This is a genomic window from Frigoribacterium sp. 2-23, from assembly GCF_049601585.1.
Taxonomy (GTDB): domain Bacteria; phylum Actinomycetota; class Actinomycetes; order Actinomycetales; family Microbacteriaceae; genus Frigoribacterium.
On the sequence record NZ_CP187126.1, the window covers coordinates 1800981 to 1826662 of the forward strand.

24 protein-coding genes are annotated in these 25682 nt (G+C 69.7%); 4 read left to right on the forward strand and 20 right to left on the reverse strand.

Going from position 1 to position 25682, the window contains the following annotated elements; genetic code table 11:
• Window positions 1-4 precede the first annotated feature (4 nt).
• Window positions 5-664, forward strand: coding sequence for a hypothetical protein (locus ACPEEZ_RS08455; protein ID WP_423917430.1), 660 nt, complete (start codon window positions 5-7; stop codon window positions 662-664).
• A 51-nt stretch (window positions 665-715) separates the two neighbouring features.
• On the opposite strand, the gene ACPEEZ_RS08460 is transcribed toward ACPEEZ_RS08455, so the two are convergent.
• Window positions 716-1510 (reverse strand): isoprenyl transferase, encoded by a 795-nt coding sequence (locus ACPEEZ_RS08460; protein WP_423917432.1) that lies wholly within the window; start codon window positions 1508-1510, stop codon window positions 716-718.
• Between the two features lie 15 nt (window positions 1511-1525).
• The gene (gene recO / locus ACPEEZ_RS08465; RefSeq protein ID WP_423917435.1) at window positions 1526-2278 is read right to left on the reverse strand and encodes a DNA repair protein RecO; all 753 of its coding nucleotides are present in this window, start codon (window positions 2276-2278) and stop codon (window positions 1526-1528) included.
• A 34-nt stretch (window positions 2279-2312) separates the two neighbouring features.
• Here recO and ACPEEZ_RS08470 point away from each other — a divergent pair, with 34 nt between their 5' ends.
• Complete coding sequence (locus ACPEEZ_RS08470) at window positions 2313-2975, forward strand: trimeric intracellular cation channel family protein (RefSeq protein ID WP_423917438.1); 663 nt, start codon at window positions 2313-2315, stop codon at window positions 2973-2975.
• 28 nt (window positions 2976-3003) lie between these two features.
• Here ACPEEZ_RS08470 and leuA read toward each other — a convergent pair whose 3' ends face one another.
• The 13 genes from leuA to hrcA all read right to left on the reverse strand — a co-directional run bounded on the left by leuA (window position 3004) and on the right by hrcA (window position 18298).
• On the reverse strand, window positions 3004-4764 hold the full coding sequence (gene leuA / locus ACPEEZ_RS08475; RefSeq protein WP_423917441.1) for a 2-isopropylmalate synthase: 1761 nt from the start codon (window positions 4762-4764) through the stop codon (window positions 3004-3006).
• A gap of 204 nt (window positions 4765-4968) precedes the next feature.
• Complete coding sequence (locus ACPEEZ_RS08480) at window positions 4969-7548, reverse strand: bifunctional lysylphosphatidylglycerol flippase/synthetase MprF (protein WP_423917444.1); 2580 nt, start codon at window positions 7546-7548, stop codon at window positions 4969-4971.
• Window positions 7545-8879 carry an alpha/beta hydrolase gene (locus ACPEEZ_RS08485; protein ID WP_423917446.1) on the reverse strand — a complete coding sequence of 445 codons (1335 nt, stop codon included), beginning with the start codon at window positions 8877-8879 and terminating at the stop codon, window positions 7545-7547. The genes ACPEEZ_RS08480 and ACPEEZ_RS08485 overlap by 4 nt, the downstream gene beginning before the upstream one ends.
• A gap of 149 nt (window positions 8880-9028) precedes the next feature.
• Entirely contained in the window at window positions 9029-9700 is a 672-nt protein-coding gene (locus ACPEEZ_RS08490) for a response regulator (protein WP_423917449.1), read from the reverse strand.
• Complete coding sequence (locus ACPEEZ_RS08495) at window positions 9697-10962, reverse strand: sensor histidine kinase (protein ID WP_423917451.1); 1266 nt, start codon at window positions 10960-10962, stop codon at window positions 9697-9699. Before ACPEEZ_RS08495 ends, ACPEEZ_RS08490 begins: the two co-directional genes overlap by 4 nt.
• Window positions 10963-11088: 126 nt before the next feature.
• Window positions 11089-12027, reverse strand: coding sequence for a GTPase Era (era, locus tag ACPEEZ_RS08500; RefSeq protein WP_423917454.1), 939 nt, complete (start codon window positions 12025-12027; stop codon window positions 11089-11091).
• Window positions 12024-13337 (reverse strand): hemolysin family protein, encoded by a 1314-nt coding sequence (locus ACPEEZ_RS08505; RefSeq protein ID WP_423924218.1) that lies wholly within the window; start codon window positions 13335-13337, stop codon window positions 12024-12026. The genes era and ACPEEZ_RS08505 overlap by 4 nt, the downstream gene beginning before the upstream one ends.
• Window positions 13338-13344: 7 nt before the next feature.
• On the reverse strand, window positions 13345-13806 hold the full coding sequence (gene ybeY, locus ACPEEZ_RS08510; protein WP_423917457.1) for an rRNA maturation RNase YbeY: 462 nt from the start codon (window positions 13804-13806) through the stop codon (window positions 13345-13347).
• Window positions 13803-14822, reverse strand: coding sequence for a PhoH family protein (locus ACPEEZ_RS08515; protein WP_423924219.1), 1020 nt, complete (start codon window positions 14820-14822; stop codon window positions 13803-13805). Before ACPEEZ_RS08515 ends, ybeY begins: the two co-directional genes overlap by 4 nt.
• Window positions 14823-14907: 85 nt before the next feature.
• A complete protein-coding gene (locus ACPEEZ_RS08520) occupies window positions 14908-15300 on the reverse strand; it encodes a histidine triad nucleotide-binding protein (RefSeq protein WP_423917460.1) in 393 nt (130 codons plus the stop codon).
• 26 nt (window positions 15301-15326) lie between these two features.
• Window positions 15327-16070, reverse strand: a complete 744-nt coding sequence (locus tag ACPEEZ_RS08525; protein WP_423917463.1) for a 16S rRNA (uracil(1498)-N(3))-methyltransferase — start codon at window positions 16068-16070, stop codon at window positions 15327-15329.
• A gap of 2 nt (window positions 16071-16072) precedes the next feature.
• Window positions 16073-17179 (reverse strand): molecular chaperone DnaJ, encoded by a 1107-nt coding sequence (dnaJ, locus tag ACPEEZ_RS08530; protein ID WP_423917465.1) that lies wholly within the window; start codon window positions 17177-17179, stop codon window positions 16073-16075.
• Window positions 17180-17275: 96 nt separating this feature from the next.
• Entirely contained in the window at window positions 17276-18298 is a 1023-nt protein-coding gene (gene hrcA / locus ACPEEZ_RS08535) for a heat-inducible transcriptional repressor HrcA (RefSeq protein ID WP_423917468.1), read from the reverse strand.
• Window positions 18299-18440: 142 nt separating this feature from the next.
• Between hrcA and ACPEEZ_RS08540 the strand changes: the two genes are divergently transcribed.
• Window positions 18441-18896: a DUF4870 domain-containing protein gene (locus tag ACPEEZ_RS08540; RefSeq protein WP_423917470.1), complete on the forward strand. Its 456-nt coding sequence runs from the start codon at window positions 18441-18443 to the stop codon at window positions 18894-18896.
• 6 nt (window positions 18897-18902) lie between these two features.
• On the opposite strand, the gene hemW is transcribed toward ACPEEZ_RS08540, so the two are convergent.
• From hemW to ACPEEZ_RS08560, 4 genes are all read right to left on the reverse strand, one after another.
• Window positions 18903-20129, reverse strand: coding sequence for a radical SAM family heme chaperone HemW (gene hemW / locus ACPEEZ_RS08545; protein WP_423917473.1), 1227 nt, complete (start codon window positions 20127-20129; stop codon window positions 18903-18905).
• Entirely contained in the window at window positions 20129-20809 is a 681-nt protein-coding gene (locus ACPEEZ_RS08550; RefSeq protein WP_423917476.1) for a DUF1990 family protein, read from the reverse strand. Before ACPEEZ_RS08550 ends, hemW begins: the two co-directional genes overlap by 1 nt.
• A gap of 4 nt (window positions 20810-20813) precedes the next feature.
• Entirely contained in the window at window positions 20814-22664 is a 1851-nt protein-coding gene (gene lepA / locus ACPEEZ_RS08555) for a translation elongation factor 4 (protein WP_423917479.1), read from the reverse strand.
• A 102-nt stretch (window positions 22665-22766) separates the two neighbouring features.
• The gene (locus ACPEEZ_RS08560) at window positions 22767-23909 is read right to left on the reverse strand and encodes a pyridoxal phosphate-dependent aminotransferase (protein WP_423917482.1); all 1143 of its coding nucleotides are present in this window, start codon (window positions 23907-23909) and stop codon (window positions 22767-22769) included.
• Between the two features lie 162 nt (window positions 23910-24071).
• Between ACPEEZ_RS08560 and rpsT the strand changes: the two genes are divergently transcribed.
• Entirely contained in the window at window positions 24072-24332 is a 261-nt protein-coding gene (gene rpsT / locus ACPEEZ_RS08565; protein ID WP_423917485.1) for a 30S ribosomal protein S20, read from the forward strand.
• 94 nt (window positions 24333-24426) lie between these two features.
• On the opposite strand, the gene holA is transcribed toward rpsT, so the two are convergent.
• On the reverse strand, window positions 24427-25461 hold the full coding sequence (gene holA / locus ACPEEZ_RS08570) for a DNA polymerase III subunit delta (RefSeq protein WP_423917487.1): 1035 nt from the start codon (window positions 25459-25461) through the stop codon (window positions 24427-24429).
• Window positions 25462-25682 lie beyond the last annotated feature (221 nt).

Sequence of the window (25682 nt, forward strand, 5' to 3'; positions counted from 1 at the left end):
GTCTGTGCGCTCACGACTGATCGCGTCCGTCGCCCTCGCGGCGGCGGCACTCGTCGCCCTCACGGGCTGCTTCCCCGATGTGAGCTCGCTCACGCCGCGCGCCGATCCGACCGCTCCCTCGGGTGCGTCGTCCGGCGTACCGCAGCCGCAGGTCACCGGCGGCACGGGCGGCGGGAGCGGCAACTCGGCGGCGGACGCCCTCGTGCCAGGGGGCACGCTGCTCGGCCAGGTCAACTACAAGGACCTGACCATCTACATCTACCGCGCCGGCCAGCTCACGACGTCGGCACCGTCCATCTACGCGCGTCCCGACGGCACCGACCCGTACCCGGCCGGCACCGACGTCGAGGTGACCGCGTACGTCTTGACGAACAACTCGCAGCAGCGTCTCGACCTCACCGACCTGAGCGCCGACTACTCGTCCTACGGCAACGATCTCGCCCAACAGGACACGTTCGCCGGGCAGGACCTGCTGACCCAGCTCGGCTTCGAGACGAAGCTCGCGAAGCAGTTCCCCGCCAACGCGAGCACCTGGTACCTGCTTCCCGGCGAGTCGAAGGTCTTCGCGAACGCATGGTTCCACCGCGCGTCGGACGGGCCGCTGACGCTGCAGTTCCTCTGGCCGGCCGAACGTATCTTCCTGGGCGCGAACATCCAGTTCTGATCGCGCGTGGTGCAACGCGCGTCGTGCATCGTGCGTCACCGCGCGACGACGTCAGACGGTCGGCGCGTCCACGGCTCCCCCGAACCGTCGGGTGCGCTGGGCGTACGTCTGCACCGCGTGCCAGAGGTCTTCCCGGGTGAAGTCGGGCCACAACCGGTCGAGGAAGACCATCTCGGCGTACGCCGACTGCCAGAGCATGAAGTTGCTCGTCCGTTGCTCGCCCGAGCTGCGCACGAACAGGTCGACGTCGGGCAGGTCGCCGGTGTAGAGGTTCCGCTGGATGAGCTTCTCGCTCACACCGGACGGCTTCAACCGGCCCGCGGCGACGTCGTCGGCGATCCGACGGACGGCATCGGCGATCTCGGTGCGCCCGCCGTAGTTCACGCACATCGTCAGGGTCAGGACGTCATTGCCCTCGGTGAGCTTCTCGGCGAACTGCAGCTCCTTGATCACCGACGACCAGAGCCGGGGGCGACGACCGGCCCAGCGGACCCGCACGCCCCATGCGTTCAGCTGGTCGCGCCTCCGATGCAAAACGTCCCGGTTGAAGCCCATCAGGAACCGCACCTCCTCGGGTGATCGCTTCCAGTTCTCGGTCGAGAAGGCGTAGACGCTGAGGTGCTTGACCCCGAGCTGGATCGCCCCGGCGACGACGTCGAGCAGCGAGGCCTCGCCGGCCTTGTGGCCCTCGATGCGCGTCAGCCCCCGGGCATTCGCCCACCGCCCGTTGCCGTCCATCACGAGCGCCACGTGCGTGGGCACGGCCGCGGCCGGCAGGGCGGGCGGGTACACGCCGGTCCAGTCGAGCGGCTTGTGATCGACCGCGTCGCGATGGGTCTTCTTCATGTGCTGGATCGTCTTTCACTGAGAGGTCGGGCCGAGTCGCCCGGGTTGCCGGTCGAGATGCGGCAGCGACCGCAGCCCTCGTTCGAGGTGCCATTGCGTGTACGCCGCCACGACGCCGCTCGCCTGGTTCCGCGTGCTGTCGTCGGCCTCTTCGGCGTGCACCCAGTCACCGGTGAGCAGGGCGCCGAGCAGGGCCAGCGTCTCGACCGACAGGCGAGGAGCACCCGGAGGCGCGTGCGAGTCCGCGACGACACCGCCGAGTTGGACGACGAAGGCGGAGTGCGGCCCGGGTGCCCCCGTGACCGCGCAGTCGCCGAAGCTCGGCGACCAGCCCGCGACGCTCAGCGCCCGGAGGAGGTACGAGTCGAGTGTCAGCTGCGGCGTGTGCTCGTGTCGCGACAAGGAGCGCAGCGCGCCCACGAGCAGCAGGTACTGCTGCAGGCCGCCCTCCGCCTCGGTCAGCTTGTCGGCCGTCTCGACCATCACGCTGCCGGCCGTGTAGCTCGCGTAGTCGGACGCGATCACGGCTCCGTACGACCCCAACGACTCCGCCTGCGTGACGATGTCGAGCGAGCGCCCCTCGTAGAGCTGGATGTCGGCCACCATCATCGGCTCGAGCCGGGCGCCGAACTTGGACGCCGTGCGCCGCACACCCTTGGCCACGGCACGGATCTTGCCGTGCTGCCGCGAGAGCATCGTGAGGATGCGGTCGGCCTCACCCAGCTTGTGGGTGCGCAGGATGACGCATTCATCACGGTAGACGGGCACCGTCCCAGTATCCCCCGCGTGGTACAAACGTCGGATGACCGCCACAGCCTTCGCGATCCCCCTCTGGGCTGATCTTCTCGCCGTCGGGGTCGGGAGCCTGCAGGGCGCCATGTTCGCCGCCGAGTTCAAGGACCGGCGCCTCGACCTGCTCGGCGTGGCGATCATCGGTACCGCCACGGGCCTCGGTGGCGGCATCCTCCGGGACGTGCTGCTCGGCGTCGTGCCCCGGGCGATGACCAGCAACTGGTACCTCACCGTGGCGGTGCTCGCCGCCCTGCTCGACATGCTGCTGCAACGAGTCTTCCACCGCCTTGCCGGCGTGATCACCGCTCTCGACGCCCTGACCATCGGCCTCTTCGGCGCGATCGGCTCGACGAAGGCGCTCGCCTTCGGCCTGCCCGAGATACCGGCGGTGTTCGTCGGCGTCATCTCGGCCGTCGGGGGCTCGGTACTCCGAGATCTGCTGATGAACCTGACCATCGCGATGATGCACGTCGGGTCGCTCTACGCCGTCGCCGCGGGACTCGGAACCGTCGTGCTGGTGGTGCTCGTCTCGCTGGGGGCGCCGGTCGCGCTCTCGGCCGTCATCGGCACGTCCGTCACGCTCGTCGTGCGCCTCCTGGCCGTCCGCTTCGGGTGGACGCTCCCCGAGCAACGGGCGCTCAGCAGGCTGCCGCGCTGGCGGCGACCTCGCTGAACGCCCGTCGAGTCACGGGTCCGGAGTCTCAGACCGTGGCGAGCTGGGGCACGTCCGTCTTCTGACGGATCGCTCGGTTGACGGCGGAGACGATGGCCTTGAGGGAGGCGGTCGTGCTGTCGGCATCGATGCCGACGCCCCACAGACGGGCCCCGTCGACGTCGAGCTCGACGTAGGCGGCCGCCTGCGCGTCACCCGAGGCGCTCATCGTGTGCTCGACGAAGTCGTACAGCTTGACGTCGACGCCGTGGGCGCTCAGCACGGCCAGGAACGCCGCGATCGGACCGGTGCCCCGACCCGACGTCGTCTCCCGCTCGTCACCGATGCGGAGGTCCACGTCGAGACGCGTCTCGCCGCCCAGGTCGCTCGCGGTGCCCGTGCGGGTCAACTCGAAACGGCCCCACTTGTCGTCGGCGATCGACGACGGCAGGTACTCGTCCTGGAAGATGCTCCAGATCTGACGGCTGGTCATCTCGCCGCCGTCGGCGTCGGTGCGCGACTGGACGACGCCGCTGAACTCGATCTGCAGCTTGCGCGGCAGGTCGATGGCGTGGTCGGCCTTGAGCAGGTAGGCGACGCCGCCCTTGCCGGACTGGCTGTTGACCCGGATGACGGCCTCGTAGCTGCGTCCCAGGTCTTTCGGGTCGACCGGCAGGTACGGCACGGCCCAGACCAGGTCGTCGACCGACCGGCCGCTCGCCGACGCCTCGGCGGCCATGGCCTCGAAGCCCTTCTTGATCGCGTCCTGGTGCGAGCCGCTGAACGCGGTGTAGACGAGGTCACCCGCCCAGGGGCTGCGCTCGTGCACGGGCAGCTGGTTGCAGTGCTCGGCCGTGCGCTTGACGTGGTCGAGGTCGCTGAAGTCGATCTGCGGGTCGACGCCCTGCGTGAACATGTTGATGCCCAGGGCGACGAGGTCGACGTTGCCGGTGCGCTCACCGTTGCCGAACAGGCAGCCCTCGATGCGGTCGGCGCCGGCCAGGTAGCCGAGCTCGGCCGCGGCGATGCCCGTGCCCCGGTCGTTGTGGGGGTGCAGCGAGAGGATCACGCTGTCGCGCCGGGTCAGGTGGCGGGACATCCACTCGATCGAGTCGGCGTACACGTTCGGCGTCGCCATCTCGACCGTCGCCGGCAGGTTGATGATGATCTGGTGCTCGGGGGTCGCGTCGAAGGCCTCGATCACCTGGTTGCAGATGTCGAGGGCGAACTCGAGCTCGGTGCCGGTGTAGCTCTCGGGCGAGTACTCGTAGTAGACGTCCGTCTCGGGGATCGTCTTCTCGTACTCGCGGCACAGTCGGACACCCTCGAGCGCGATGTCCACGATGCCCTGGCGGTCGGTGCGGAAGACGACGTCGCGCTGCAGGATGCTCGTCGAGTTGTACAGGTGCACGATGGCCTGCTTGGCACCCGCGATGGACTCGTAGGTGCGCTTGATCAGGTGCTCGCGCGCCTGGGTCAGCACCTGGATGGTGACGTCGTCGGGGATCGCGCCCTCGTCGATCAGGCTGCGGACGAAGTCGAAGTCGGTCTGGCTCGCGCTCGGGAACCCGACCTCGATCTCCTTGTAGCCCATGCCGACCAGCAGGTCGAACATGATGCGCTTGCGCTCGGGGCTCATCGGGTCGATCAGGGCCTGGTTGCCGTCGCGCAGGTCGACCGCGCACCAGCGCGGCGCCTTCTCGATGCGCTTCGTGGGCCAGGTACGGTCGGGGATCTCGACCGTGATCTGCTCGTGGTACGGCTGGTACTTGTGGATCGGCATGGCCGAGGGGCGCTGGGTGTTCTTCATGACGGTCTCTCCGTGATCTGAGGCTTCTCTTCACCTCGTAGCTTGCGTCGGCCGACGACGAACTCCGCGACGAGGGGGGCCTGGATCAGGACTCGTCGCGGCAGCTAAGGAGGAGCAGACCGAACAGCACGAGTCGAGAGTAGCACCGCCGCCGATCCGTGACACGTCGCGCGACGGCGACCGTCCCACGCCTCCCGGCGCCGGTCAGCGCCCTCCGCGGAGGAGGCGCGCCGTCTGCGCCAGTGTCAGGTCGGGCAGGTAGGCGCGACCGAGGGCCGTGCCGATCGCCGGCAACTGCACCGGGTCGGGATACGCCATGACGAGCGGCACGAGCTCGGGCTGGAACTTCTGCTTGAACGCGAAGAGCGAACGGAATCCGTAGCTCGGTTCGAGCGTCCGACTCAGGAACGCGAGGAGACGGTCCGTCTGCGACCGCGCCTCCTCGGGGTCCGCCCCCGGAGCCTGGGCGAGCGGAGCGGCGGACAGGCTCAGGAAGTCGACGCCCTGGTCTTTCGTGATGAGCGCCGCCGACGCGATCAGGAACTCCATCACGCCGTTCATGCTGTCGGGCCGCCGCCTCATGAAGTCGAGCGTCCAGCCGACGACGACCCCGTCGGCGTAGCTCGGCAGCCAACTGGTCACGGCGAGCACGGTGTCGTCGGCGTCGAGTGCCAACAGCACGGCGACCTCGGGGTCGACGAGTTCGTCGACTCCGCCGAGGGTGAACCCCATCTCCGGCAGCTCTTTGCCGGCGACCCATTCTTCGCTGATCTCCGTGATCTGCCGGGCGACGGCCGGGGTCAGCTCGGCGTAGCGGGACCAGAGCGCCCGCACGCCGTTCTTCTCGGCCCGGTTGATGCTCGACCGGACGTCCTGCCACTTCTTGCCCTGCATCGCGAAGGTCTGCGGGTGCAGCACCGTCTCTTCGCCGACGGGCAGCGTCGACCAGCCCATGTCGGTGTAGATCGAGGCCACGAACGCGCGCACGCTGTAGAACACGGGCGTCCAGCCCTGGTCGTCGCACCAGCGGGAGAACTGGGCCACGACCTCCGCCGCACGATCGTCCGGGCACAGCGGGTCGCCGGTCGTGATGGCGACCCCGCCGACCACGCGGTAGGCCACGGCTGCCTCGCCGTCCGCCGAGAACCAGTAGTCGTTGCCGGGCCAGGTCGCCATGAACGAGAGCGGCCCCGGCACGCCCCGGTGCAGGATCTCGCCGACACGCGCGTGGTCCCGCTCCGCGGCGGGGTCGGCGGCGCGGCGCACGGTCAGGACGAGCCCGACGAGGACGATCAACCACCACACGGGGCCGACGCCCTCGTAGACCACCCGGACGATGCCGTCGACCGGCACCGGGCCGAGGCGGTCGAGCCCGATGAACCCGACGGGGATGAACCGCTCGGGAGTGTCGAGCAGCAACGTACCCACCGAGATCGGCGCGGTGAACGTGCTGCGACCGAGCCAGCCGACGACCGCGAACAGGGCGCCCAGACCGACGAGCGACGCGAGCACCACCGCGACGTAGCGGCGCACGGCACGACGCGGCTCGCGCACGGTGAAGTGCCGACGGAGCACGAGCAGGCCGACGGCGACCGTGAGCGGCACGAGCACCGACAGCGCGATCAGCAGACCTCGCTCGACGACGTGCCGAGGCGCGTCGACGAGCGTGTCGGTGCTCACGGGCAGGTACAGGTAGTAGAACGCGGCGAGGGTGGCGAGCAGCAGGTTGACGGCCGCGGCGACGTAGACCGCGATACGGCGGCCCCGACGGAGGAAGTACGCCGACACGAGCAGCGTGACGAGCGGCAGCAGACCGAGCAGCACGGTGCCGGGGCCGTTCAGGTTGAGGAGTGCGGCATCGCGCGTGCAGGCGGCCCCGTGCAGGAGGCGCGGGTCCAGATGGACACGGATCACCGACCCGCAGGCGCGCGAGAGCGCACCCCGGGGCAGCACGTCGCGGAACAGGATGCCGAGCGGCGACAGGGCCCCGATGGGGGTGTGGGCCGTCAGCGTGACCACCGGGCCGATCGCGGCGATGGCCACGAGCGTCGATGCCAGGCGGCGGACCTCGTGGTGGGAGCTGCGGGCCCAGCGCGCCTCCTTGACGACGGGCCTGCCCTGTCGGCGCGCGCGCCAGCTGCGCAGCGCGGGACCGATCGCGAGCCCGGTCAGGGCACCGAACAGCGCGAACAGGCCGGACGGGTGACCGTTGTACAGCAGGAAGGTGACGATGGCCGAGAAGCCGATGAGACGGATGCGACGGCGCCAGAGAGGGCCGGCGGACGCACTGGCGGCCATGATCGTGCCGAGCGCCGGGGTGAAGGGGTGCAGGGTCGACGAGTGGGCGACCTCGATCGCCCAGACGTCGCCGACGGCGAGTCCGAGCAGTTGCACGCCGATGCCGGCGGCCGACGCGACGGCACCGGTCACGACGAACGCGACGACGGTGGCGGCCGCACCGAGACGGCGCTCGGCGGCACCCACGAGGACGAGCACGAGCACGACCGCGACGATCAGCTCGACGAGGTCGCTCGCGAACAGCACCGAGGTCAGGGGCCTGAGCCAGACCGCGGGCCGCGACGGGTCCTCCGGGCCTGCCCCGACCATGTCCCGGAAGGCTTCCGACGGACCGCGCAGCGCGCCGCCCGAAGCGAGCGCGAGGACGACGAGGACGACGGCGATCACGATGCTGACGGGTTGACGTCGCCAGACGGATCGGGCTGCCCGACCCGTCGTGGTCACGACCGTGCGGAGTCGGTCGCCGGCCGGGGCGCCCTCGCTCACGGGGTCTGCACCTGAGCCGAGAGACCCAGGACGGGATACAGCACGCCGATACCGTGGGCGAAGCCGTTGGTGGCCGTCGTCCAGTCGTGTGCGGTACCCGGTGAGACATAGGTCGTCACGGCGATACCGGCTCGCCGCGCCGCCTCGGAGTTGGCCGTCATGTTCTTAGAGTATTTGGCGTCGTTCTGTCCGACGGCGAAGAAGCCCGTCGTGGCGGCGTACGGCGTGTGCGCGGCGAGCAGGGCCTGCGGTTGGGCCGCCTCGTACGCGGCCTCATCGCCCTTGAAGCCCTTGGCGATGGTCGTCGCCCTCGACCCGAGCGACGGGCCCAGCTCGCCCGACACGTCGATGAACGAGCCGAACAGGTCGGGCCGGCCGGCCGCGAGCTGGATGGCACAGGTGCCGCCCTGCGAGAAGCCGCCCACGCCCCAGGCGGACGGCCCGGACGCGACGTGGTAGTGCTCGGTCATGTAGCGGATGACGTCGACCGTGAGATAGGTCGCGCTGTTGCCGAGCGGGCCGTCCACGCACATCGGGTTGTTCTGCGGTTGCGCCAGCTGGTCGGGGATCACGACGATCGGGGCGAGCCCGTGGTTCTTCGCGGCGAAGGCGTCCAGCGTCTCGACGAGGTGCCCCGGTCCGACGACGCTGGCCGGGCTCGCCGGCTGCCCTGACAGCATCATGAGGACGGGGAGGGCCGGCGCGTCCGCGACGAGGGCGGCCGGCGGCAGGTAGACGATCGCCTGGCGTGCCGGGAACCCCGACACCGTGCCCGGGATCGTCACCGAGCCATAGCTGCCCTTCGCCGGCATGTCGGCGGGTGCCTTCCAGGTCGCGTAGAGCGACGAGTCGAATTCCGTCGAGGTGCCGGACGGCGACGGCGGGACGGCCGAGGCGTCGAGCGGGGCCACGGTGTCGTGACCCAGCACCTGGTTGATGTTCTGGAATTCGCCGCCGTCGCGGTTGATCGCCAGGAAGGCCGCCGAGGCGAAGACGGCGACGGCGACGACCGCCACGGCCTTCCGCCACCAGGGCGCCAGGGCCAGGTTCAGCGCGACGAGGCCGACACCGGCCCCGAGGGCGCTCACCCAGATCCGGTCGACCCAGGTCGGCGGCACGCCGAACGCGTTCTGGACGTCACCCACGTACCACGACACGACTCCCCCGATCGCGGCGCCGGCCGCCGCGACGACCGGGACGGCGGTCCACCACCGACGCCGGAGGCGCCGAGCCGGGCGCGTCGCCAGGACCGCCACGCCCACGGCCGCGGCCGAGTAGACGGGAGCCAGCACAGCCGGCGACAGGATCGGGAGGGTGGTGAACCACGACATGGGGTTCCTTTCAGGCGTACGGCGACCTGCTCGCGTCGCTTCGCCCATTCTGCTGCCGCATATGTCGTGCAGAGACGCCCGACAGCGATCTGTCGGCGCCGTCATCGAGGATTCTTAGGAAGCCGCCCGCCGGCCGATCGGGCGCTTCGTCACTCGGCGAGGCCGTGCTCGTAGGCGTAGACCACGAGCTGGACCCGATCACGGAGTGACAGCTTGGCGAGCACACGGCTGATGTGCGTCTTGACGGTGGCCTCGCTGAGGAACTCGCGCGTCGCGATCTCGGAGTTGCTGAGCCCCCGCGCGGCCAGGACGAAGATGTCGCGCTCTCGGGTGGTCAAGGACTGGAAGGCCGCGGGCACCCCGGCCGCCTTGGCCGCACGGCCGTCGAAGTGCTCGAAGAGCTCTCGCGTCGCACTCGCCGCGATGACGGCCGTGCCCGCGTGCACCGTGCGGATGGCGGCCAGGAGGAACTCGGGATCGGCGTCTTTCAGGACGAAGCCGCTCGCGCCTCCTCGGATGGCCCTGGTCGCCGCCTCGTCGAGGTCGAACGTCGTCAGCACGATGATGCGCGCCGGCTTGCGCGCCTCGGCCTCGGCCTGGGCGAGCACCGTCGTCGTGGCGGCGATGCCGTCCATGACGGGCATGCGGATGTCCATCAGGACCACGTCCGGCAGCGTGCGGGCGATCATCGCCACGCCCTCCTCGCCGTTGCTGGCCTCGCCGACGAACTCCAGGTCGGTCTGCGACGACACCAACATCTTGATGCCTGCTCGGAAGAGCGCCTGATCGTCGACGAGCGCGACGCGGATGGGGGTGGTCATCTGATCCGAACCTCCTGGGTGAGTGCCGAGGTCGGCACGATGGCATGGACGACGAACCGGCCGTCGGCGTTCTGGGTCGTCAAGGAGCCCCCTGCGAGGGTGGCGCGCTCGCGCATGCCGTCGAGACCGTGTCCGCCGCGGCGCTCGTCGCCGGGGGCGGCGTCCGACTCGGCGTCCGGGGGCCTCGTGCTGCTCGTCACGACGACGTGCAGGGCGTCGAAGCGCCAGTCGAACCAGAGCTCGACCGGTCTGGCGACGTCGCCGTGCCGGAGGACGTTCGTGAGGGACTCCTGCACGATGCGGTAGACGGCGAGTTGGCGATTGCTACCGAGCGTCGTGACGTCGCCGGTCTCACGGCGATCGACGACGAGCCCGGAGGCGCGCATCTGCTCGACGAGGCGCTCCAGGTCGCCGAGGGCCTGCTGCGGCGCCTCCCCCTGACTGTGCCGGAGCTGGCCCAGCAGCACGCGCACCTCGCCGAGTGCCTCGCGGGCCGTCCCCGCGATCGTCCCCAGCGCGTCGTCGATGCCCGACGGGTCGACGCGGGCGGCGTAGCGCGCGCCGTCGGCCTGCGCGATGACCACGGCCAGGGAGTGCGCGACCACGTCGTGCATGTCGCGGGCGATCCGGTTGCGCTCCTGCTCGACCGCGATGTCGCGTTCCGCGCGGACGGCCTCGCGTTCGGCCCGGGCGGCGTCGCCCTCGGCTCGGGCGGCCTCGCGCTCGGCGATGAGCTGGGCCTCGCGGCTCATCCGCTCCGCCGATCGGCTGCGCGTCAGGAGGCCGAGGGCCCAGGGCAGACCGAGCAGCCCGAGGAACCCGAGGAAGGTGATGCCCCACTGGAGCAGGACGCGCACGATGTCGGTGACGCCGGTGATGTTGTAGTTGATGCCGAAGAGCTCGGTCTGCACCGTCGTCACGTAGAGCGTGCCGAGGACCGCCCCGACGGGCACCGAGACGAGACCGGCCGTCTTGACGCGGTCGCCGCCGTACGCCGCGGCGGTGAACAGCACGGCGCAGATGGCGAGGTTGCTGATCTGCGGTGTGGTCAGCGTCGCCATCTCGGCCACCGCGCCCAACCACGCGACGGTCAGCGCGAGCCCTGGCGACAGGCGCCGCAGCGAGAGGCAGAGCATCATGCCGAGCGTGACCACGATGCTGAGGTCGCTGCGCGTCAGCCACGGGACGCTCGCGATACCGAGTGCGACGGCGAGAGCGATGTCGACGGCGACCTGATAGGGCGCGAGGCGACGGACGATCATCCGACCACCGTACGGTGTCGGACGGCTCGCGCCGAGACCGATCCCGATGGTCGCGACGCCCGACCGACCCGAATCATCCTGCCGATGGACGGCGGGAACGGCCCGGACGGCGTCCACGACCACCGATCAGAAGCCGAGCCGTCCCAGGAGCTTCGGGTCACGCTGCCACTCCTTCGCGACCTTGACCCGGATCGACAGGAAGACCTGCTTGCCCACCAGCGGCTCGATCTGGGCGCGGGCCCGCTCGCCGACCTCGCGCAGACGGGCACCGCCCTTCCCGATCACGATGGCCTTCTGGCTGTCGCGCTCGACGAACAGGTTGGCGTAGATCTCGAGGAGGTCCTTGTCGTCGCGCTCGACCATGTCGTCGATGGTGACCGCGAGCGAGTGCGGCAGTTCGTCCTGCACACCCTCGAGGGCCGCTTCGCGGATGTACTCCGACACGCGGTCTTCCAGGCCCTCCTCGGTCACGGCGTCGGCCGGGTAGAGCGGCTGCGAGAGCGGCATCAGTTTGACGACCTCGGTCACGAGGACGTCGAGCTGGACGTCGCCGAGCGCCGACAACGGGATGATGGCATCCCACTCGCGCAGACGGCTCACGGCCAGCAGCTGCTCGGCGACGGCAGGCCGCGACGTCGTGTCCGTCTTCGTGACGATCGCCACCTTCTTGGCACGGGGGTACTGGTCGAGCTGCTCGTTGATGTACCGGTCGCCGGGGCCGATCTTCTCGTCGGCGGGGACGCAGAAACCGATGACGTCGACGTCGCCGAGCGTCGTCTGGACGACATCGTTGAGTCGCTCGCCGAGCAGGGTGCGCGGCCGGTGCATGCCCGGGGTGTCGACGACGACGAGCTGGCCGTCGGTGCGGTGCACGATGCCCCGGATGGCACGTCGCGTGGTCTGCGGCTTCGACGACGTGATCGCGACCTTCTGCCCGACCAGGGCGTTCATCAAGGTCGACTTGCCGACGTTCGGTCGGCCGACGAAGGTCACGAAGCCGGCTCGGTATCCGGGATCGCCCTGTGCGGGGCCGTCGTCGCCGGTGTGTTCGCTCGTGGTGCTCATGAGTTCTCTCTCGTGCTGCTGTCGGTGCGATCGCCGAAGGCGGCTTCGGCGTCGGCGAGGGCGGGGGCGCGCTCGACGAGCACGGTCTGCAGATCGTGACGACGCCCCTCCATGCGATCGGCGGTGAGGACGAGGCCGGACACCGTCACGGTGTCGCCTCGCTCGGGCAGTCGGCCCAGGGTCTTGGTGAGGAGCCCACCGGCCGAGTCGACGTCGTCGTCGTCGAGTTCGATGCCGAAGAGATCGCCGAGTTCGTCGACGGGCATCCGCGCGCTGACGCGGTGGACGCCGTCGGACACCTCACGGTGCTCGATCACCGTTCGGTCGTACTCGTCACTGATGTCGCCGACGAGTTCTTCGATGAGGTCTTCGAGGGTCACGAGGCCGGCGATACCGCCGTACTCGTCCACGACCAACGCCAGGTGGTTCTTGTCGGCCTGCATCTGCCGCAGGGTCTCGTCGGCCTTCTTGGACTCGGGGACGAAGAGCGCGGGCCGGACGAGGGTGGCGAGCGGATCGCCGTCGGACTCGGCCCGCTCGTGCAGCCGCCGCGCGAGATCGCGGAGGTAGACGACGCCCACGACGTCGTCGGTATCGCGCCCCACGACCGGCACGCGGGAGACACCCCGCCCGAGGAACAACGACATCGCCGCACCGACCGTGGCCGTGCTGTCGACGGTCACCATGTCGGTGCGTGGGATCATGACCTCCCGGACGACCGTGTCGCTGAACTCGAAGATCGAGTGGATCAGCTCTCGGTCGTCCTCTTCGAGCACGTCCAGCTCGGTCGCCTCGTCGACCATGCTGAGCAGCTGCTCCTCCGACGAGAAGGTCGCCGTCCGTGGACGCCCGGGCGTGACGCGGTTGCCGATGGCCACCAGCAGGTCGGCCAACGGGCCGAGCACGATGCGCACGAACCGCACCAGGGAGGCCGTCCAGCGGACGAGACCGTGGGCGTGCGCCCGCCCCACGCTGCGCGGGCTCGAGCCCACGAGGACGAACGACACGACGGTCATGATCAGGGCCGATGCGAGGAGGGCGAGCCACCACTCGTCGAACGTGGACGCGAAGGCCAACGAGACCAACACGGCCGCCGAGGTCTCGGCCAGGATGCGGACGAAGTTGACGGCGTTGGTGTGGGCCCCCACATCGCCGGCGATGGCCGTGAGCGCCCTCGCACTCCGTGGCGTCTGCTCGGCCTCGTCGAGCAGGTCGTTCCTGCTGAGGACGCCGAGAGCGGAGTCGATCGCGGCCAGCAGACCGCCGAAGACCACCAGGACGACCGCCACGACGACGAACACCGTGACCATCACGATGTCACCGACCGGCGTCGGCTGTCGCGAACGCCGCCAGGATCTCGCGCTGCAGACCGAACATCTCGCGCTCCTCGTCGGGTTCGGCGTGGTCGAACCCGAGCAGGTGCAGGATGCCGTGGCAGGTCAGCAGTTGCATCTCGTCGAGGGGCGAGTGGCCGGCCGTCTCGGCCTGCGCGATGGCGACCTGGGGGCACAGCACGATGTCGCCGAGCAGACCGGGGGGCGTCGGCTCGTCTTCGGTGCCGGGACGCAGCTCGTCCATCGGGAAGCTCAGCACGTCGGTCGGGCCCGGCTCGTCCATCCACTGCACGTGGAGCTGTTCCATCGCGGCCTCGTCGACGAGCACGATCGCCAGCTCCGCCTCGGGATGCACGTGCATCTGGTCGAGCGCGAACGTCGCGAGCCGTTGGAGGGCGGCCTCGTCGACCGGGATGCTGGACTCGTTGTTGATCTCGATGCTCATCGAGTTCCCTTCTTGGGCAGGCGGTCGCGCGGGGCCGAGGCGCGGCGGTCGGAACGGTTCGCGCCCTCGGGGGCCTTGGCCTCGTCATGGGCGAACCGCGAGGCCTGACGTTCGGCGTCGTATCGGGTGTAGGCGTCGACGATGCGGCCGACCAGGGTGTGACGCACGACGTCGTCGCTCGTGAGTCGCGCGAAGTGGATGTCGTCGATGTCGTCGAGCACGCGGGTGACCAGCTGCAGGCCGCTGGCACCGGTGGGCAGGTCGACCTGGGTGACGTCGCCCGTGACGACCATGCGCGACCCGAAGCCGAGCCGGGTCAAGAACATCTTCATCTGCTCGGGCGTCGTGTTCTGAGCCTCGTCGAGAACGACGAACGAGTCGTTGAGCGTGCGGCCGCGCATATAGGCGAGCGGTGCGACCTCGACCGTGCCCGCCGCCAACAGCTTGGGGACGATCTCGGGGTCCATCATCTCGTTCAGCGCATCGTAGAGAGGGCGCAGATACGGGTCGATCTTGTCGGTCAGCGTGCCGGGCAGGAACCCCAGACGCTCCCCCGCCTCCACGGCGGGCCGCGTCAGGATGATGCGCTGCACCTCGCGGCGCTGCAGGGCCTGGACGGCCTTCGCCATCGCGAGATAGGTCTTGCCGGTGCCCGCGGGGCCGATGCCGAAGACGATGGTGTTCTCGTCGATGGCGTCGACGTACTGCTTCTGGCCGAGTGTCTTGGGGCGGATGCTCTTGCCCCGGTTCGACAGGATCGCCTGGCCGAACAGCTCGGCCGGGCTGCCCTTGCCCTCGTCGAGGATCTTGGCCGACGACACGACCTCGGCCGGGCCGAGGTCGTGCCCGCCGCGCACCATCGAGACGAGCTCGTCGACGAGACCGCGGGCGCGGGAGACGGAGTCGGTCGGCCCCTCGAGGGCGACCTCGTTGCCCCGCACGAGCACTCGCACGTCGGGGTACTGCTTCTCGACGGCCTTCAGCAGCCGGTCTTGGGGGCCGAGCAGTTGCACCATGGCGACGCCGTCGACGGCGATGTCGATGCGAGTGGTGTCGGCGCGAGTGCCGTCGGCATCGGTGGGGTGCCCGGCAGGGCTGGTGTCACGAGTGGGCAAGAGAGCCTTCCTCCAGGTTGCCCGCGAGCACATGGGCGTGCACGTGGAACACGGTCTGACCGACGGCTTCGCCGGTGTTGAAGATCAATCGGAACTGACCGGGTGTGGCACCCTGCATCAGCTCGGGGTCGGACGCGATCCGCTGGGCCGTGGCGACCATCTCGGCGAGCAGAGCCGGGTCACCCGCCGCCAGCTCGACCACGTCGCGGTACTGCTGTGTCTTGGGGACGACAAGCAGATGGACGGGTGCCTTCGGCGCGTTGTCTTTGAACGCGATCACGCGATCGTTCTCGAACACGATGTCGGCGGGGATCGCGCGATCGATGATGAGCGTGAAGACGGACGGCTCGGCAGGCTGCGTGGACGTGTCGGTGGACATGCCGCCCATGCTACCGACGGCCTCCGTCACCAGCGTCCGAGACGGACGTTGACGACGGCGAGGGCCGCCGGGCCCGCCGTCGAGGTGCGGAGCACCGAGGCGCCGAGCCTCACCGGTACGGCACCGGCGTCGACCAACTGGCTGATCTCGCTCGGCTCGATGCCTCCCTCGGGGCCCACGACCAGGAGCACCTCTCGGGTCGTCTCGACGTCGATGTCGACGGCGGACAACGCCAGCTCGGCCGTGGGCTCGAGCACGAAGACGAGGGAGCCGGACACGCCCGCGCGAGCCACGAGCTGCTTCGTGCCGACCAGGTCGTCGACCCTCGGCGTCCACGGCCGGACGGCCTGCTTGGTGGCCTCCCGCACGATCGAACGCCACCGGGTCAGCCCCTTCTCGATCTTGGGGCCCTGCCAGCGCGACACGCTGCGCGCCGCCTGCCACGGCACGACCTCGTCGACGCCGAGCTCGGTCGACGCCTGGACGGCGAGCTCGTCGCGGTCGCCCTTGGCCAGGGCCTGCACGAGGACGAGCCGCGGCGCCACGCGCTCGACATGCGTGACGACCGACGCGACGAGCGTCAGGCGGTCGCCCTGCGCCTCCTCGACCTCGCCCTCGACGACGAGCCCGCGGCCGTTTCCGAGACGCAGGGACTCGCCCACCCGGACGCGGCTCACCGTGACGGCATGCCGAGCTTCGGGCCCGCTCACCACGACACGGGAACCGACCCGTGCCTCGTCGAGGTCGTCGACGAGATAGAAGTGCGCCATCGTCAGAAGTTCAGGAAGCGATCGCGCAGCTTGCCGAACAGACCCTGCTGGAAGTGCGACAGCTCGGGCGCCTGCTCACGACGACCCGAGGCGAACTTCTCGATCAACTCGCGTTCTTTGTGCGACAGCTTCGTGGGGGTGACCACCTGCACGCCGATCTTGAGGTCTCCCCGGCCTGCACCGCGCAGCCGCGTGACGCCACGGTCCTTGACCGTGATGACGTCGGCGCTCTGGGTGCCCGGGCGGATCTCGACCTCGATCGGGCCGTCGAGTCCCGTGAGCGTCGTGCTCGTGCCGAGGATCGCATCGGCCATCTGGACCTCGAGCGTCGCCAGCAGGTCGTCGCCGTTGCGGCTGTAGGTGTCGTGGTGCTTGACCTTGACCTCGAGGTACAGGTCGCCGTTCGGACCACCGGCCTGGCCGACCTCGCCCTGACCGGGCAGCTGGAGCCGGAGGCCGGTGTCGACACCGGCCGGGATGTCGATGGGGATGGTGCGACGGGCGCGGACGCGGCCCTGGCCCTGGCAGGTGGGGCACGGGTTCGGGATGACGGTGCCGTAGCCGCGGCAGGTGCCGCACGGGCTCGACGTCATGACGTTGCCGAGGAGCGAGCGCACCGTGCGCTGGATCTGACCGCTGCCGTGGCAGATGTCGCAGGTGACGGGCGAGGTGCCCGGGGCGCAGCACGAGCCGTTGCAGGTCTCGCACAGCACCGCCGTGTCGACCTCGATGTCGCGCTGGGTGCCGAAGACGATCTCGTCGAGATCGACCTCGAGGCGCAGCAGGGCGTCCTGCCCGCGCTCCCGACGCGACCGCGGCCCCTGACGCTGGCCGCCGCCCCCGCCGAAGAACGCGTCGAAGATGTCGCCGAAGCCCCCGGCGCCTCCGCCGCCGCCGAAGCCGGCCTGCGGGCCCAGGTCGTAGCGCTCGCGTTGTGCGGGATCGCTCAGCACGTCGTAGGCGTGGGTCACGTCCTTGAAGCGCTCGGATGCCTCGGGGCTGGGGTTCACGTCCGGGTGTAGCTCGCGGGCGAGCTTGCGGTACGCCTTCTTGATCTCTTCGGGCGTCGCCGAACGGTCGACACCGAGGACGTCGTAATGATCTGCCACTGGTTCTCGTCTACCTCTTGTGGTGGTCTGCGGGGTGGTGCATCGGATGGGTGGTGCGGGTCGGGTCGACGTCAGGAGGCGCGGGTCGGGTCACGCTCACCGCTCGGCGAGCAGAGACGACAGGTATCGGGCCACCGCCCGGACGGACGCCATGTTGGTGGAGTAGTCCATCCGCATCGGGCCGAGGACGCCCAGGCGGGCGATCTCGCTGCCGGACGACGTGTAGCCGCTGGCCACGACGGAGGTCTGCGACAGACCGAACGACGCGTTCTCCCGGCCGATGCTGGCCGCCACGTCGACGGCGTCGAGTTGCATCTCGCCGAAGAGTCGGAGCAGGGCCACCTGTTCTTCGATGGCCTCGAGCACGGGGAAGAGATTGCCGCTGAAGTCGTCCTCGGTGCGGACCAGGTTGGCCGCGCCGGCCATGACGAGCTTCTCCTGTCGGCCGGCCGCCAACTGCTCGACGAGACTGGTCACGATGACGGTGACGACCTCGGCGAGATCGGGGCGGAACCTCGAGGGGAGGTCGGCGAGACCGGCCGCGGCGACGCTCAGCGTCTCGCCGCCCACCGCCGTGTTGACCGTCGCCCGCAGCTCGGCCAGGAAGCCGTCTTCAACGGGCGCCGCGGTCTCGACCAGCCGCTGCTCGACCTGCCCGCTGTCGGTGATCAGCACGGCCATGATGCGCGTGTCGCCGAGGCGCACCAGCTCGATGTGCCGGACGCGGGCGCGGGAGAACGTGGGGTACTGGACCAGGGCGACCTGGTTCGTGAGCTGCGAGAGCAGTCGCACCGTCCGGGCGAGGACCTCGTCGAGGTCGGTCGAGTCGCCGAGGAAGGTCTCGATCGCCTGCCGTTGGGCCGAGGAGAGCGGCCGCAGGTCGGCCAGCTGATTCACGAACAGCCGGTAGCCCTTGTCGGTCGGCACGCGGCCGGACGAGGTGTGCGGCGCCGTGATCAGCTCCTCTTCTTCGAGGAGCGCCATGTCGTTGCGGATCGTCGCCGCCGAGACGCCGAAGTGATGGCGTTCGACGATCGACTTGGAGCCGACGGGCTCCCGGGACGCCACGTAGTCGTGCACGATGACACGGAGGACCTCGAGACCCCGTTCAGAGACCACGATCCACCTCCTGTCCGTGACGATCGACGACGAGGCCGTGCGACCTCGGTCGATTGGCACTCGCGATATTCGACTGCCAATCCTACGTCACCTCCCCCGGAGGGCCTACTCCCGACGCGCGATGCTGCCCTATGCTCGCCGCATGAGCGACATGCCTTCACAGCCTCACGACCCCTACAACGGCCAGCAACCGCCGGCCGGTCAGCCGCCGCACTCGGGCCAGCCGCCCTACGGCGGGCAGCAGCCCCCGTTCGGCCAGGGCCAGCAGCCGCTGCGCCCCGAAGACGAGAAGCTCTGGGCGACGCTGATCCACGTCGGCGGCATCCTCTTCTACTTCATCCCGTCGCTGGTCGGCTACCTCGTGCTCAAGGACCGCGGTCCGTTCATCCGCGAGCACACCCGCGTCGCACTGAACTTCCAGATCACCATGGCCATCGCCGGTGTCATCGGCGCCGCCACGACGGTCATCGTCATCGGCGGGCTGATCCTGCTCGCCGTCGCCATCGTCGTGATCGTGTTCTCGATCCTGGCGGCCATCGCCGCCAACAAGGGCCTCTACTACAAGTACCCGCTGTCCATCGAATTCATCAAAGACTGAGCCGCGTCACTCGGGCAGCAGGCGTCGGACGACCGCATCGGCCATCAGACGCCCTGCCCGGGTGAGCTGGACGCGACCGCGGATCGCTCCGCGCCCGTCGACCCAGCCGTCCGCGATGAGGCCTGCCACGGCCGCCCGCCCCGCATCGTCGAGGTCCGCCGTCGGCAGGCCTTCGCTCGTCCTGACCGAGAGCAGCACGCGCTCGACACGCCGGGTCTCGTCGTCGAGGGTCTCGCGCCCGGCGGCCGGGGACTCCCCCGCCGCCATGCGTTGGGCGTAGGCGGCCGGGTGCTTGACGTTCCACCAGCGGACCCCGCCGACGTGGCTGTGAGCCCCCGGGCCCACACCCCACCAGTCGTGGCCCTGCCAGTACGCCAGGTTGTGGCGCGAGCGGTGCGCCTCGCCTCGGGACCAGTTGCTGACCTCGTACCACTCGTAGCCCGCCCCGGCCAGGCGCTCGTCGGCGAGCTCGTACATATCGGCGGCCGTGTCGTCGTCCGGCGTGGCGACCTCGCCGCGCCGGATCTGCCGCGCGAGCTTCGTCCCGTCCTCGACGATCAGCGAGTAGGCCGACAGGTGGTCCGGCTCCTGCTCGAGCGCGACGTCGAGCGATCGACGCCAGTCGTCGAGGGACTCCCCCGGCGTGCCGTAGATGAGATCGAGACTGACGTCGAGACCGGCCTCCCGGGCCCAGCGGACCACGAGCGGCACGCGACTCGGGTCGTGCGTGCGCTCGAGCGTCGCGAGGACATGCGGGACGGACGATTGCATCCCGAAGCTGACCCGGGTGAAGCCCGCCTCGGCGAGCTGCTCGAGGTAGGCCTGGTCGACCGAGTCGGGGTTGGCCTCCGTCGTGACCTCGGCTCCCGACTCGAGCCCCCAGGTGTCGACGACGGCCGACAGCATGCGACCGAGATCCCCGGACGGCAGCATCGTGGGTGTGCCGCCGCCGAAGAACACGGTGGACGCCGGCCGAGCGGGCAGGCCGGCGTCGCGGAGGACGCGACCGGCGAGGCCGACCTCGGCCACCGCCTCCTCGGCGTAGTCCTCACGCTTGGCGCCGCGCAGCTCGTCGCCCGTGTAGGTGTTGAAGTCGCAGTAACCGCAGCGCACGCGGCAGAACGGCACGTGGAGATAGACGCCGAAGTGTCGATGCGCGACGCCGTCGACGACGGAGGCGGGGAGCCGACCGTCGGACGGCGCCGGATCGCCGAGAGGGAGAGCGCCGGGCATCAGTCTCCGTCGGACGCGACGTCGCCGGCGTCGTTGACGCTCAGGGCGCGCAGGTAGCGACGCGTGTAGATGTTCTGGCTGCGGCGGAGCAGCGGGGAGACGAGACGCCACTTGAAGGCGGAGGGCCGGGAGAACGAACGGATCGTCAGCCAGACCGAACCGTCGTCGGTCTGGTCGACGATCCAGCTCTCTTCCCCGCTCTCGGGGTGCCCTTCGAGGGTGCCGTAGGCGAAGCCCTTCCGCTTCGGCTCGTCGATGACGTAGACGACGCGGACCGGCGCCGACACGTGACGGCCGTAGGCCTGCATCTGCAGCGTGGCGGTCGTGCCGGCCGTGATGAACGGCGTGCCGTCCGGAGCGAAGCGCGACTCGGGGCCCGGGCCGCCGAAGCCCGCCGCCTCGACCGGGGCGCCCGACTCGTCGAACGTCACGGGAGAATAGGTGTGCTCGTCGACCGGCGGGATCTCGTCGACGCGGACCGTGATGCCGCTGCGCTCCTGGATCTTCCAGGTGAGGGTCGCGACCCAGGCGGCCTCGAAGCGGGCGTCGCCGTGGCCGACCCGCGTGCGGTACTCGGCCGGGCGGAAGCCCTTCGGCGGGTACTGCATCAGATCGGGTGCCTGCGTCGCCCCGACTTCGCCGTAGGTCGTCTGGGTCTCGGTGTGGGTCGAACGACGCATGGCGCTACTTCTTGTCCTTCTTCTCGACGTCGCCCGAGAGCGCCGCGATGAAGGCCTCCTGCGGGACGTCGACGCGACCGATGGTCTTCATGCGCTTCTTACCCTCCTTCTGCTTCTCGAGCAGCTTGCGCTTGCGGCTGATGTCACCGCCGTAGCACTTCGCGAGGACGTCCTTGCGCATGGCGCGGATGCTCTCGCGCGCGATGATGCGAGCGCCGATGGCGGCCTGGATGGGCACCTCGAACTGCTGCCGCGGGATGAGCTCGCGCAGACGGCCCGTCATGAGCACACCGTAGGCGTAGGCCTTGTCCCGGTGCACGATCGCGCTGAACGCGTCGACCTGTTCGCCCTGGAGCAGGATGTCGACCTTGACGAGATCGGCCTCCTGATCGCCGACGGGCTCGTAGTCGAGGCTCGCGTAGCCGGCCGTCTTCGACTTGAGGCTGTCGAAGAAGTCGAACACGATCTCGCCGAGCGGCATCGCGTAGCGGATCTCCACGCGGTCCTCGCCGAGGTACTCCATGCCGATCAGGTTGCCCCGACGCTGCTGGCAGAGCTCCATGATGACGCCGACGTAGTCCTTCGGCGCGAGGATGGCCGCCTTCACCATCGGCTCGCGCACGCTGGCGATCTTGCCGCTCGGGAACTCGCTGGGGTTGGTGACCGTCACCGTGTTCTTGTCGTCGGTCGTGACCTCGTAGACCACGCTCGGAGCGGTCGTGATCAGGTCGAGGCCGAACTCGCGCTCGAGGCGCTCGGTCACGATCTCGAGGTGCAGCAGACCGAGGAACCCGCACCGGAACCCGAAGCCGAGCGCGACGGAGGTCTCGGGCTCGTAGACGAGGGCGGCGTCGGACAGCTTCAGTTTGTCGAGCGCCTCGCGCAGGTCGGGGTAGTCGCTGCCGTCGATGGGATACAGCCCCGAGAACACCATGGGCAGGGGCTCGGTGTAGCCGCTGAGCGGCTCGGTCGCCGGCTTCGCCGCCGTCGTGACGGTGTCGCCGACCTTCGACAGCCGCACGTCTTTCACGCCGGTGATGAGGTAGCCGACCTCGCCGACGCTGAGCCCCTTGCTCGGGACCGGCTCGGGGGACGAGACACCGATCTCGAGGATGTCGTGTGTCGACTTGGTCGACATCATCTGGACCTTCTCGCGAGGGTTCAATGTGCCGTCGATCATGCGGATGTACGTGACGACGCCGCGATAGCTGTCGTAGACGGAGTCGAAGATCATGGCGCGCGGCGAGGCGTCCTTGACGCCCGTCGGCGACGGGATGCGGTCGACGACGCGGTCGAGCAGGTCTTCGACGCCCATGCCGGTCTTGCCGCTCACCCGCAGCACGTCGGCGGGGTCGCCGCCGATCAGGCCCGCGAGCTCGGCCGCGTACTTGTCGGGGTCGGCGGCGGGCAGGTCGATCTTGTTCAGCACCGGGATGATCTCGAGATCGTTCTCGAGTGCGAGGTACAGGTTCGCCAGCGTCTGGGCCTCGATGCCCTGAGCGGCGTCGACGAGGAGGATGGCGCCTTCGCACGCGGCGAGCGAGCGCGACACCTCGTAGCTGAAGTCGACGTGCCCGGGGGTGTCGATCATGTTGAGCGCGAACGTCTCGCCGTTGCGCTCCCAGGGCATGCGCACGGCCTGGCTCTTGATCGTGATGCCGCGCTCGCGCTCGATGTCCATGCGGTCGAGGTACTGCGCGCGCATCGCCCGGTCTTCGACGACGCCGGTGATGCCGAGCATGCGGTCGGCCAGCGTCGACTTGCCGTGGTCGATGTGGGCGATGATGCAGAAATTGCGGATGGACTCGGGCGCGGTGGAAGCCGGCTCGAGTGCGCGGAGGGCTTGGGGGCTCACACGATCCTCTGGGAGTGGCGGGCGGTGGTGCCGCGTGTCGAACCTGTCGACCCGACGCGCGGACGGTCAGACGATTCTCCCATGCTGCGCCGCCGTGTGCGGTCAGACCGGAGAAGGGAGCGCCGCGATGCCGCGCTCGAGGGTCTCCGGCGTGGCTGCGAGCGTCACCCGGATCCAGCCCTCGCCCGACCGGCCGAACGCACTGCCGGGTGCCACGGCCACCCGACTCGTCAGAAGCAACCGCTCGCACCAGGTCGCGACGTCGCCGCGCGACGCGTGGCTCACGTCGACCCAGAGATAGAAGGCGCCGTTCGGCTCGAGGTAGCGGATGCCCTTGGCATCGAGGAGGCGCATGGCCAGCTCCCCATTGGAGCGGTAGTGATCGCGCGCGTCGGCGACCGACTGATGGTCGCCCACGATGGCGGCCAGCGCCGCGAACTGGTCGGGCTCGGCGACGCAGCTGATCGCCGCCTCCTGGACCGTCCGCATCGTGTCGGCCAGGCCCTTCGGCGTGACGAGGTAGCCGACCCGGACACCGGTCATGGCGTATGTCTTGCTCAACGAGAAGACGCTGAACACGCGGTCGTCGCGGTCGAGCGCGGCCATGCTGATGTGTCGTGGCCCGTAGGTGAAGTACTCGTAGACCTCGTCGCTGATCACCCACAGGTCGTGCCGCGCGGCGAAGTCGAGGAGCCCCTGCAGCACGTCCTCGGAGTAGACCACGCCGAGCGGGTTCGACGGGCTGTTGACGATGATGGCCCGGGTGCGCTCCCCCACCAGGCCGTCCAGCTCGGCCACGTCGGGGACGAAGCCGGCCTCGGAGGAGAGCGTGTAGGGCACGGGCACGGCGTCGAGCATGCGGGCGTTCATCGTGAACGTGGTGTAGCCGGGGTCGGGTACGAGGACCTCGTCGCCCGCGGCCAGGAGGAGCCCCATGGCCTGGTGCAGGCCCTGCGACGCCCCGATGGTCACCCAGACCTGCTCGAGGTCGACGTGGACGTCGTTCTCCCGCGCGAGCTTGGCGACGAGCGCCTCGCGGAGCGGCGCGATGCCGCCGTTGGGGGTGTAGTTGGTGCGGTCCTCCGACCAGGCCCGGCGCGCGGCGTCGCCGATGTGGCGGGCGACCGGCACATCGGGCTCGCCGACCACGAGCATGGCGACGTCGTCGAGTGTGGTCGCCATCTCGAAGATCCGGCGGATGCCCGAGGCGGGGACGGAGGCGATGTGCGGAGCGAGCGACGGCATGGGACAACGCTACTGTCGAGACGCACGCCACGCCGCCGGGCTCGGTCGTTGAGAGTCGGGCACAAGGCTGGTAACGTTGCCTGTTGGCTTGCGCGGAACGTCTCAGTCAGGGCGGATCGCGATTCACATCCGTCCAGACACAGAATCAAGAAAGTAGCTCACGTGGCAAACATCAAGTCGCAGATCAAGCGCATCGGCACCAACAAGAAGGCCCAGGACCGCAACAAGGCCGTCAAGAGCGAGCTGAAGACCGCCGTCCGCGCCACGCGCGAGGCCGTCGTCGCCGGCGACAAGGACAAGGCCACCTCGGCTCTCCTGCTCGCGGGCAAGAAGCTCGACAAGGCCGTCAGCAAGGGCGTCATCCACAAGAACCAGGCAGCGAACCGCAAGTCGGCCATCGCCAAGCAGGTCAGCGCCCTCTAGTTCGACCCTCACCGCTCCGGCGGTTCGAAGAAGCCCCCGTCTCGCGACGGGGGCTTCTTCATGTCCCGGCCTTCCCGGCCGGGGCGCCGCAGCGTCAGCGCCGCGGCCCGCCGCGGGTCGCGATGACGGTCACCATGCGCTCGAGGGCGTACACGGCGTCACGTTGCGCACCCTTCACCGCCGCGTCCGTCTCGGCGAGGATCTCGATGCAGCGGCCGAGACCCTCCTCGGTCCAGCCACGGAGGTCGCGCTGCGCGCGCTCGACCTGCCACGGAGCCAGGCCGAATCTCGAGGCCAACTGCCCCGAGCCTCCGGAGGCGCCCTGCAGCTTCGCCATCGTGCGCATCTTGCTCGCGAACGCGGCCACGATCGGCACGGGGTCGGCACCGGACGACAGCGCGTGACGGAGCAGCACGAGGGCCTCGCCCTGCTGGCCGGCTATCGCCGCGTCCGCCACCTTGAAGGCGTTGGTCTCGACCCGGCCGGCGTAGTACTTCTCGACCGTGGACTCGGTGATCTCGGCCGCGGCGTCGCTGATCAGCTGCTGGCAGGCGCTCGCGAGCTCGGCGAGGTCGTCGTTGAACGCGGTGACGAGGGCGCGCAACGCGCCCGGTGTCACGCGGCGACGCTCGCTCGAGAACTCCGCCTTGGCGAAGTCGAGCTTCTCCGTGTCCTTCTTGAGCTCGGCGCAGACGACCTCGAGCGCGCGGCCCTGGGCCGCCCGGATGGCGTCGAGAAGCTTCTTGCCCCGGACGCCGCCGCCGTGCCGCAGTACGACGTACGTGTCTTCCGCTGGCGACTCGAGGTAGCGGATCGCCTCGGCCAGGAAGGCGTCCGTGCACTTCTCGACGTTCGAGACCCGGATGAGGCGGGGCTCGGCGAACAACGACGGGCTGGCGAGGCTGATCAGCTCACCCGGTTGATAGTGGTCGGCCTCGAGGTCGTTGACCTCGAGGCTCGGGTCTTCGGCGACCAGTTGATCGCGCAGCTGCCGCACGGCACGGTCGGCCAGGAACTGCTCGGGCCCGCTGACCAGGATGACGCTCGTGGGCCTGATCCTGTCCCAGGCGACCTGGTCGATGGCGACGCTCGTCTTCTTCGCCGTCTTGCCGGCCGCCCGCGTCGCCATGATCCTCCTCCGACGCCGCCGTGGTCGCGGTGTCGACGTCAAGCCTACGGGCAGCGGATGACACGGTGCGCTCCCGCCAGAGCGTGAGTGCCCCCGGGCGACCGGAGACGGCGGCGGCTCCCTCGAGGTCGGTCCTAGTCAGGGTCGCGCCGAGCTCCTCGGCGAGACCGAGGGCAGCCTCCGTGGGGTGCCCGTACGTGTTATCGGCGCCCACCCCCACC

Excerpts from the sequence above, each read along its gene's own strand:
- ACPEEZ_RS08460 (WP_423917432.1), bottom strand. The coding sequence starts at position 1,510 with ATGAAGAAGACCCATCGCGACGCGGTCGATCACAAGCCGCTCGACTGG.
- ACPEEZ_RS08470 (WP_423917438.1), top strand. The coding sequence starts at position 2,313 with ATGACCGCCACAGCCTTCGCGATCCCCCTCTGGGCTGATCTTCTCGCC.
- leuA (WP_423917441.1), bottom strand. The coding sequence starts at position 4,764 with ATGAAGAACACCCAGCGCCCCTCGGCCATGCCGATCCACAAGTACCAG.
- ACPEEZ_RS08485 (WP_423917446.1), bottom strand. The coding sequence starts at position 8,879 with ATGTCGTGGTTCACCACCCTCCCGATCCTGTCGCCGGCTGTGCTGGCT.
- ACPEEZ_RS08490 (WP_423917449.1), bottom strand. The coding sequence starts at position 9,700 with ATGACCACCCCCATCCGCGTCGCGCTCGTCGACGATCAGGCGCTCTTC.
- ACPEEZ_RS08495 (WP_423917451.1), bottom strand. The coding sequence starts at position 10,962 with ATGATCGTCCGTCGCCTCGCGCCCTATCAGGTCGCCGTCGACATCGCT.
- era (WP_423917454.1), bottom strand. The coding sequence starts at position 12,027 with ATGAGCACCACGAGCGAACACACCGGCGACGACGGCCCCGCACAGGGC.
- ACPEEZ_RS08505 (WP_423924218.1), bottom strand. The coding sequence starts at position 13,337 with ATGGTCACGGTGTTCGTCGTCGTGGCGGTCGTCCTGGTGGTCTTCGGC.
- ybeY (WP_423917457.1), bottom strand. The coding sequence starts at position 13,806 with ATGAGCATCGAGATCAACAACGAGTCCAGCATCCCGGTCGACGAGGCC.
- ACPEEZ_RS08515 (WP_423924219.1), bottom strand. The coding sequence starts at position 14,822 with ATGGTGCAACTGCTCGGCCCCCAAGACCGGCTGCTGAAGGCCGTCGAG.
- ACPEEZ_RS08520 (WP_423917460.1), bottom strand. The coding sequence starts at position 15,300 with ATGTCCACCGACACGTCCACGCAGCCTGCCGAGCCGTCCGTCTTCACG.
- ACPEEZ_RS08525 (WP_423917463.1), bottom strand. The coding sequence starts at position 16,070 with ATGGCGCACTTCTATCTCGTCGACGACCTCGACGAGGCACGGGTCGGT.
- ACPEEZ_RS08540 (WP_423917470.1), top strand. The coding sequence starts at position 18,441 with ATGAGCGACATGCCTTCACAGCCTCACGACCCCTACAACGGCCAGCAA.
- hemW (WP_423917473.1), bottom strand. The coding sequence starts at position 20,129 with ATGCCCGGCGCTCTCCCTCTCGGCGATCCGGCGCCGTCCGACGGTCGG.
- ACPEEZ_RS08550 (WP_423917476.1), bottom strand. The coding sequence starts at position 20,809 with ATGCGTCGTTCGACCCACACCGAGACCCAGACGACCTACGGCGAAGTC.
- ACPEEZ_RS08560 (WP_423917482.1), bottom strand. The coding sequence starts at position 23,909 with ATGCCGTCGCTCGCTCCGCACATCGCCTCCGTCCCCGCCTCGGGCATC.
- holA (WP_423917487.1), bottom strand. The coding sequence starts at position 25,461 with ATGGCGACGCGGGCGGCCGGCAAGACGGCGAAGAAGACGAGCGTCGCC.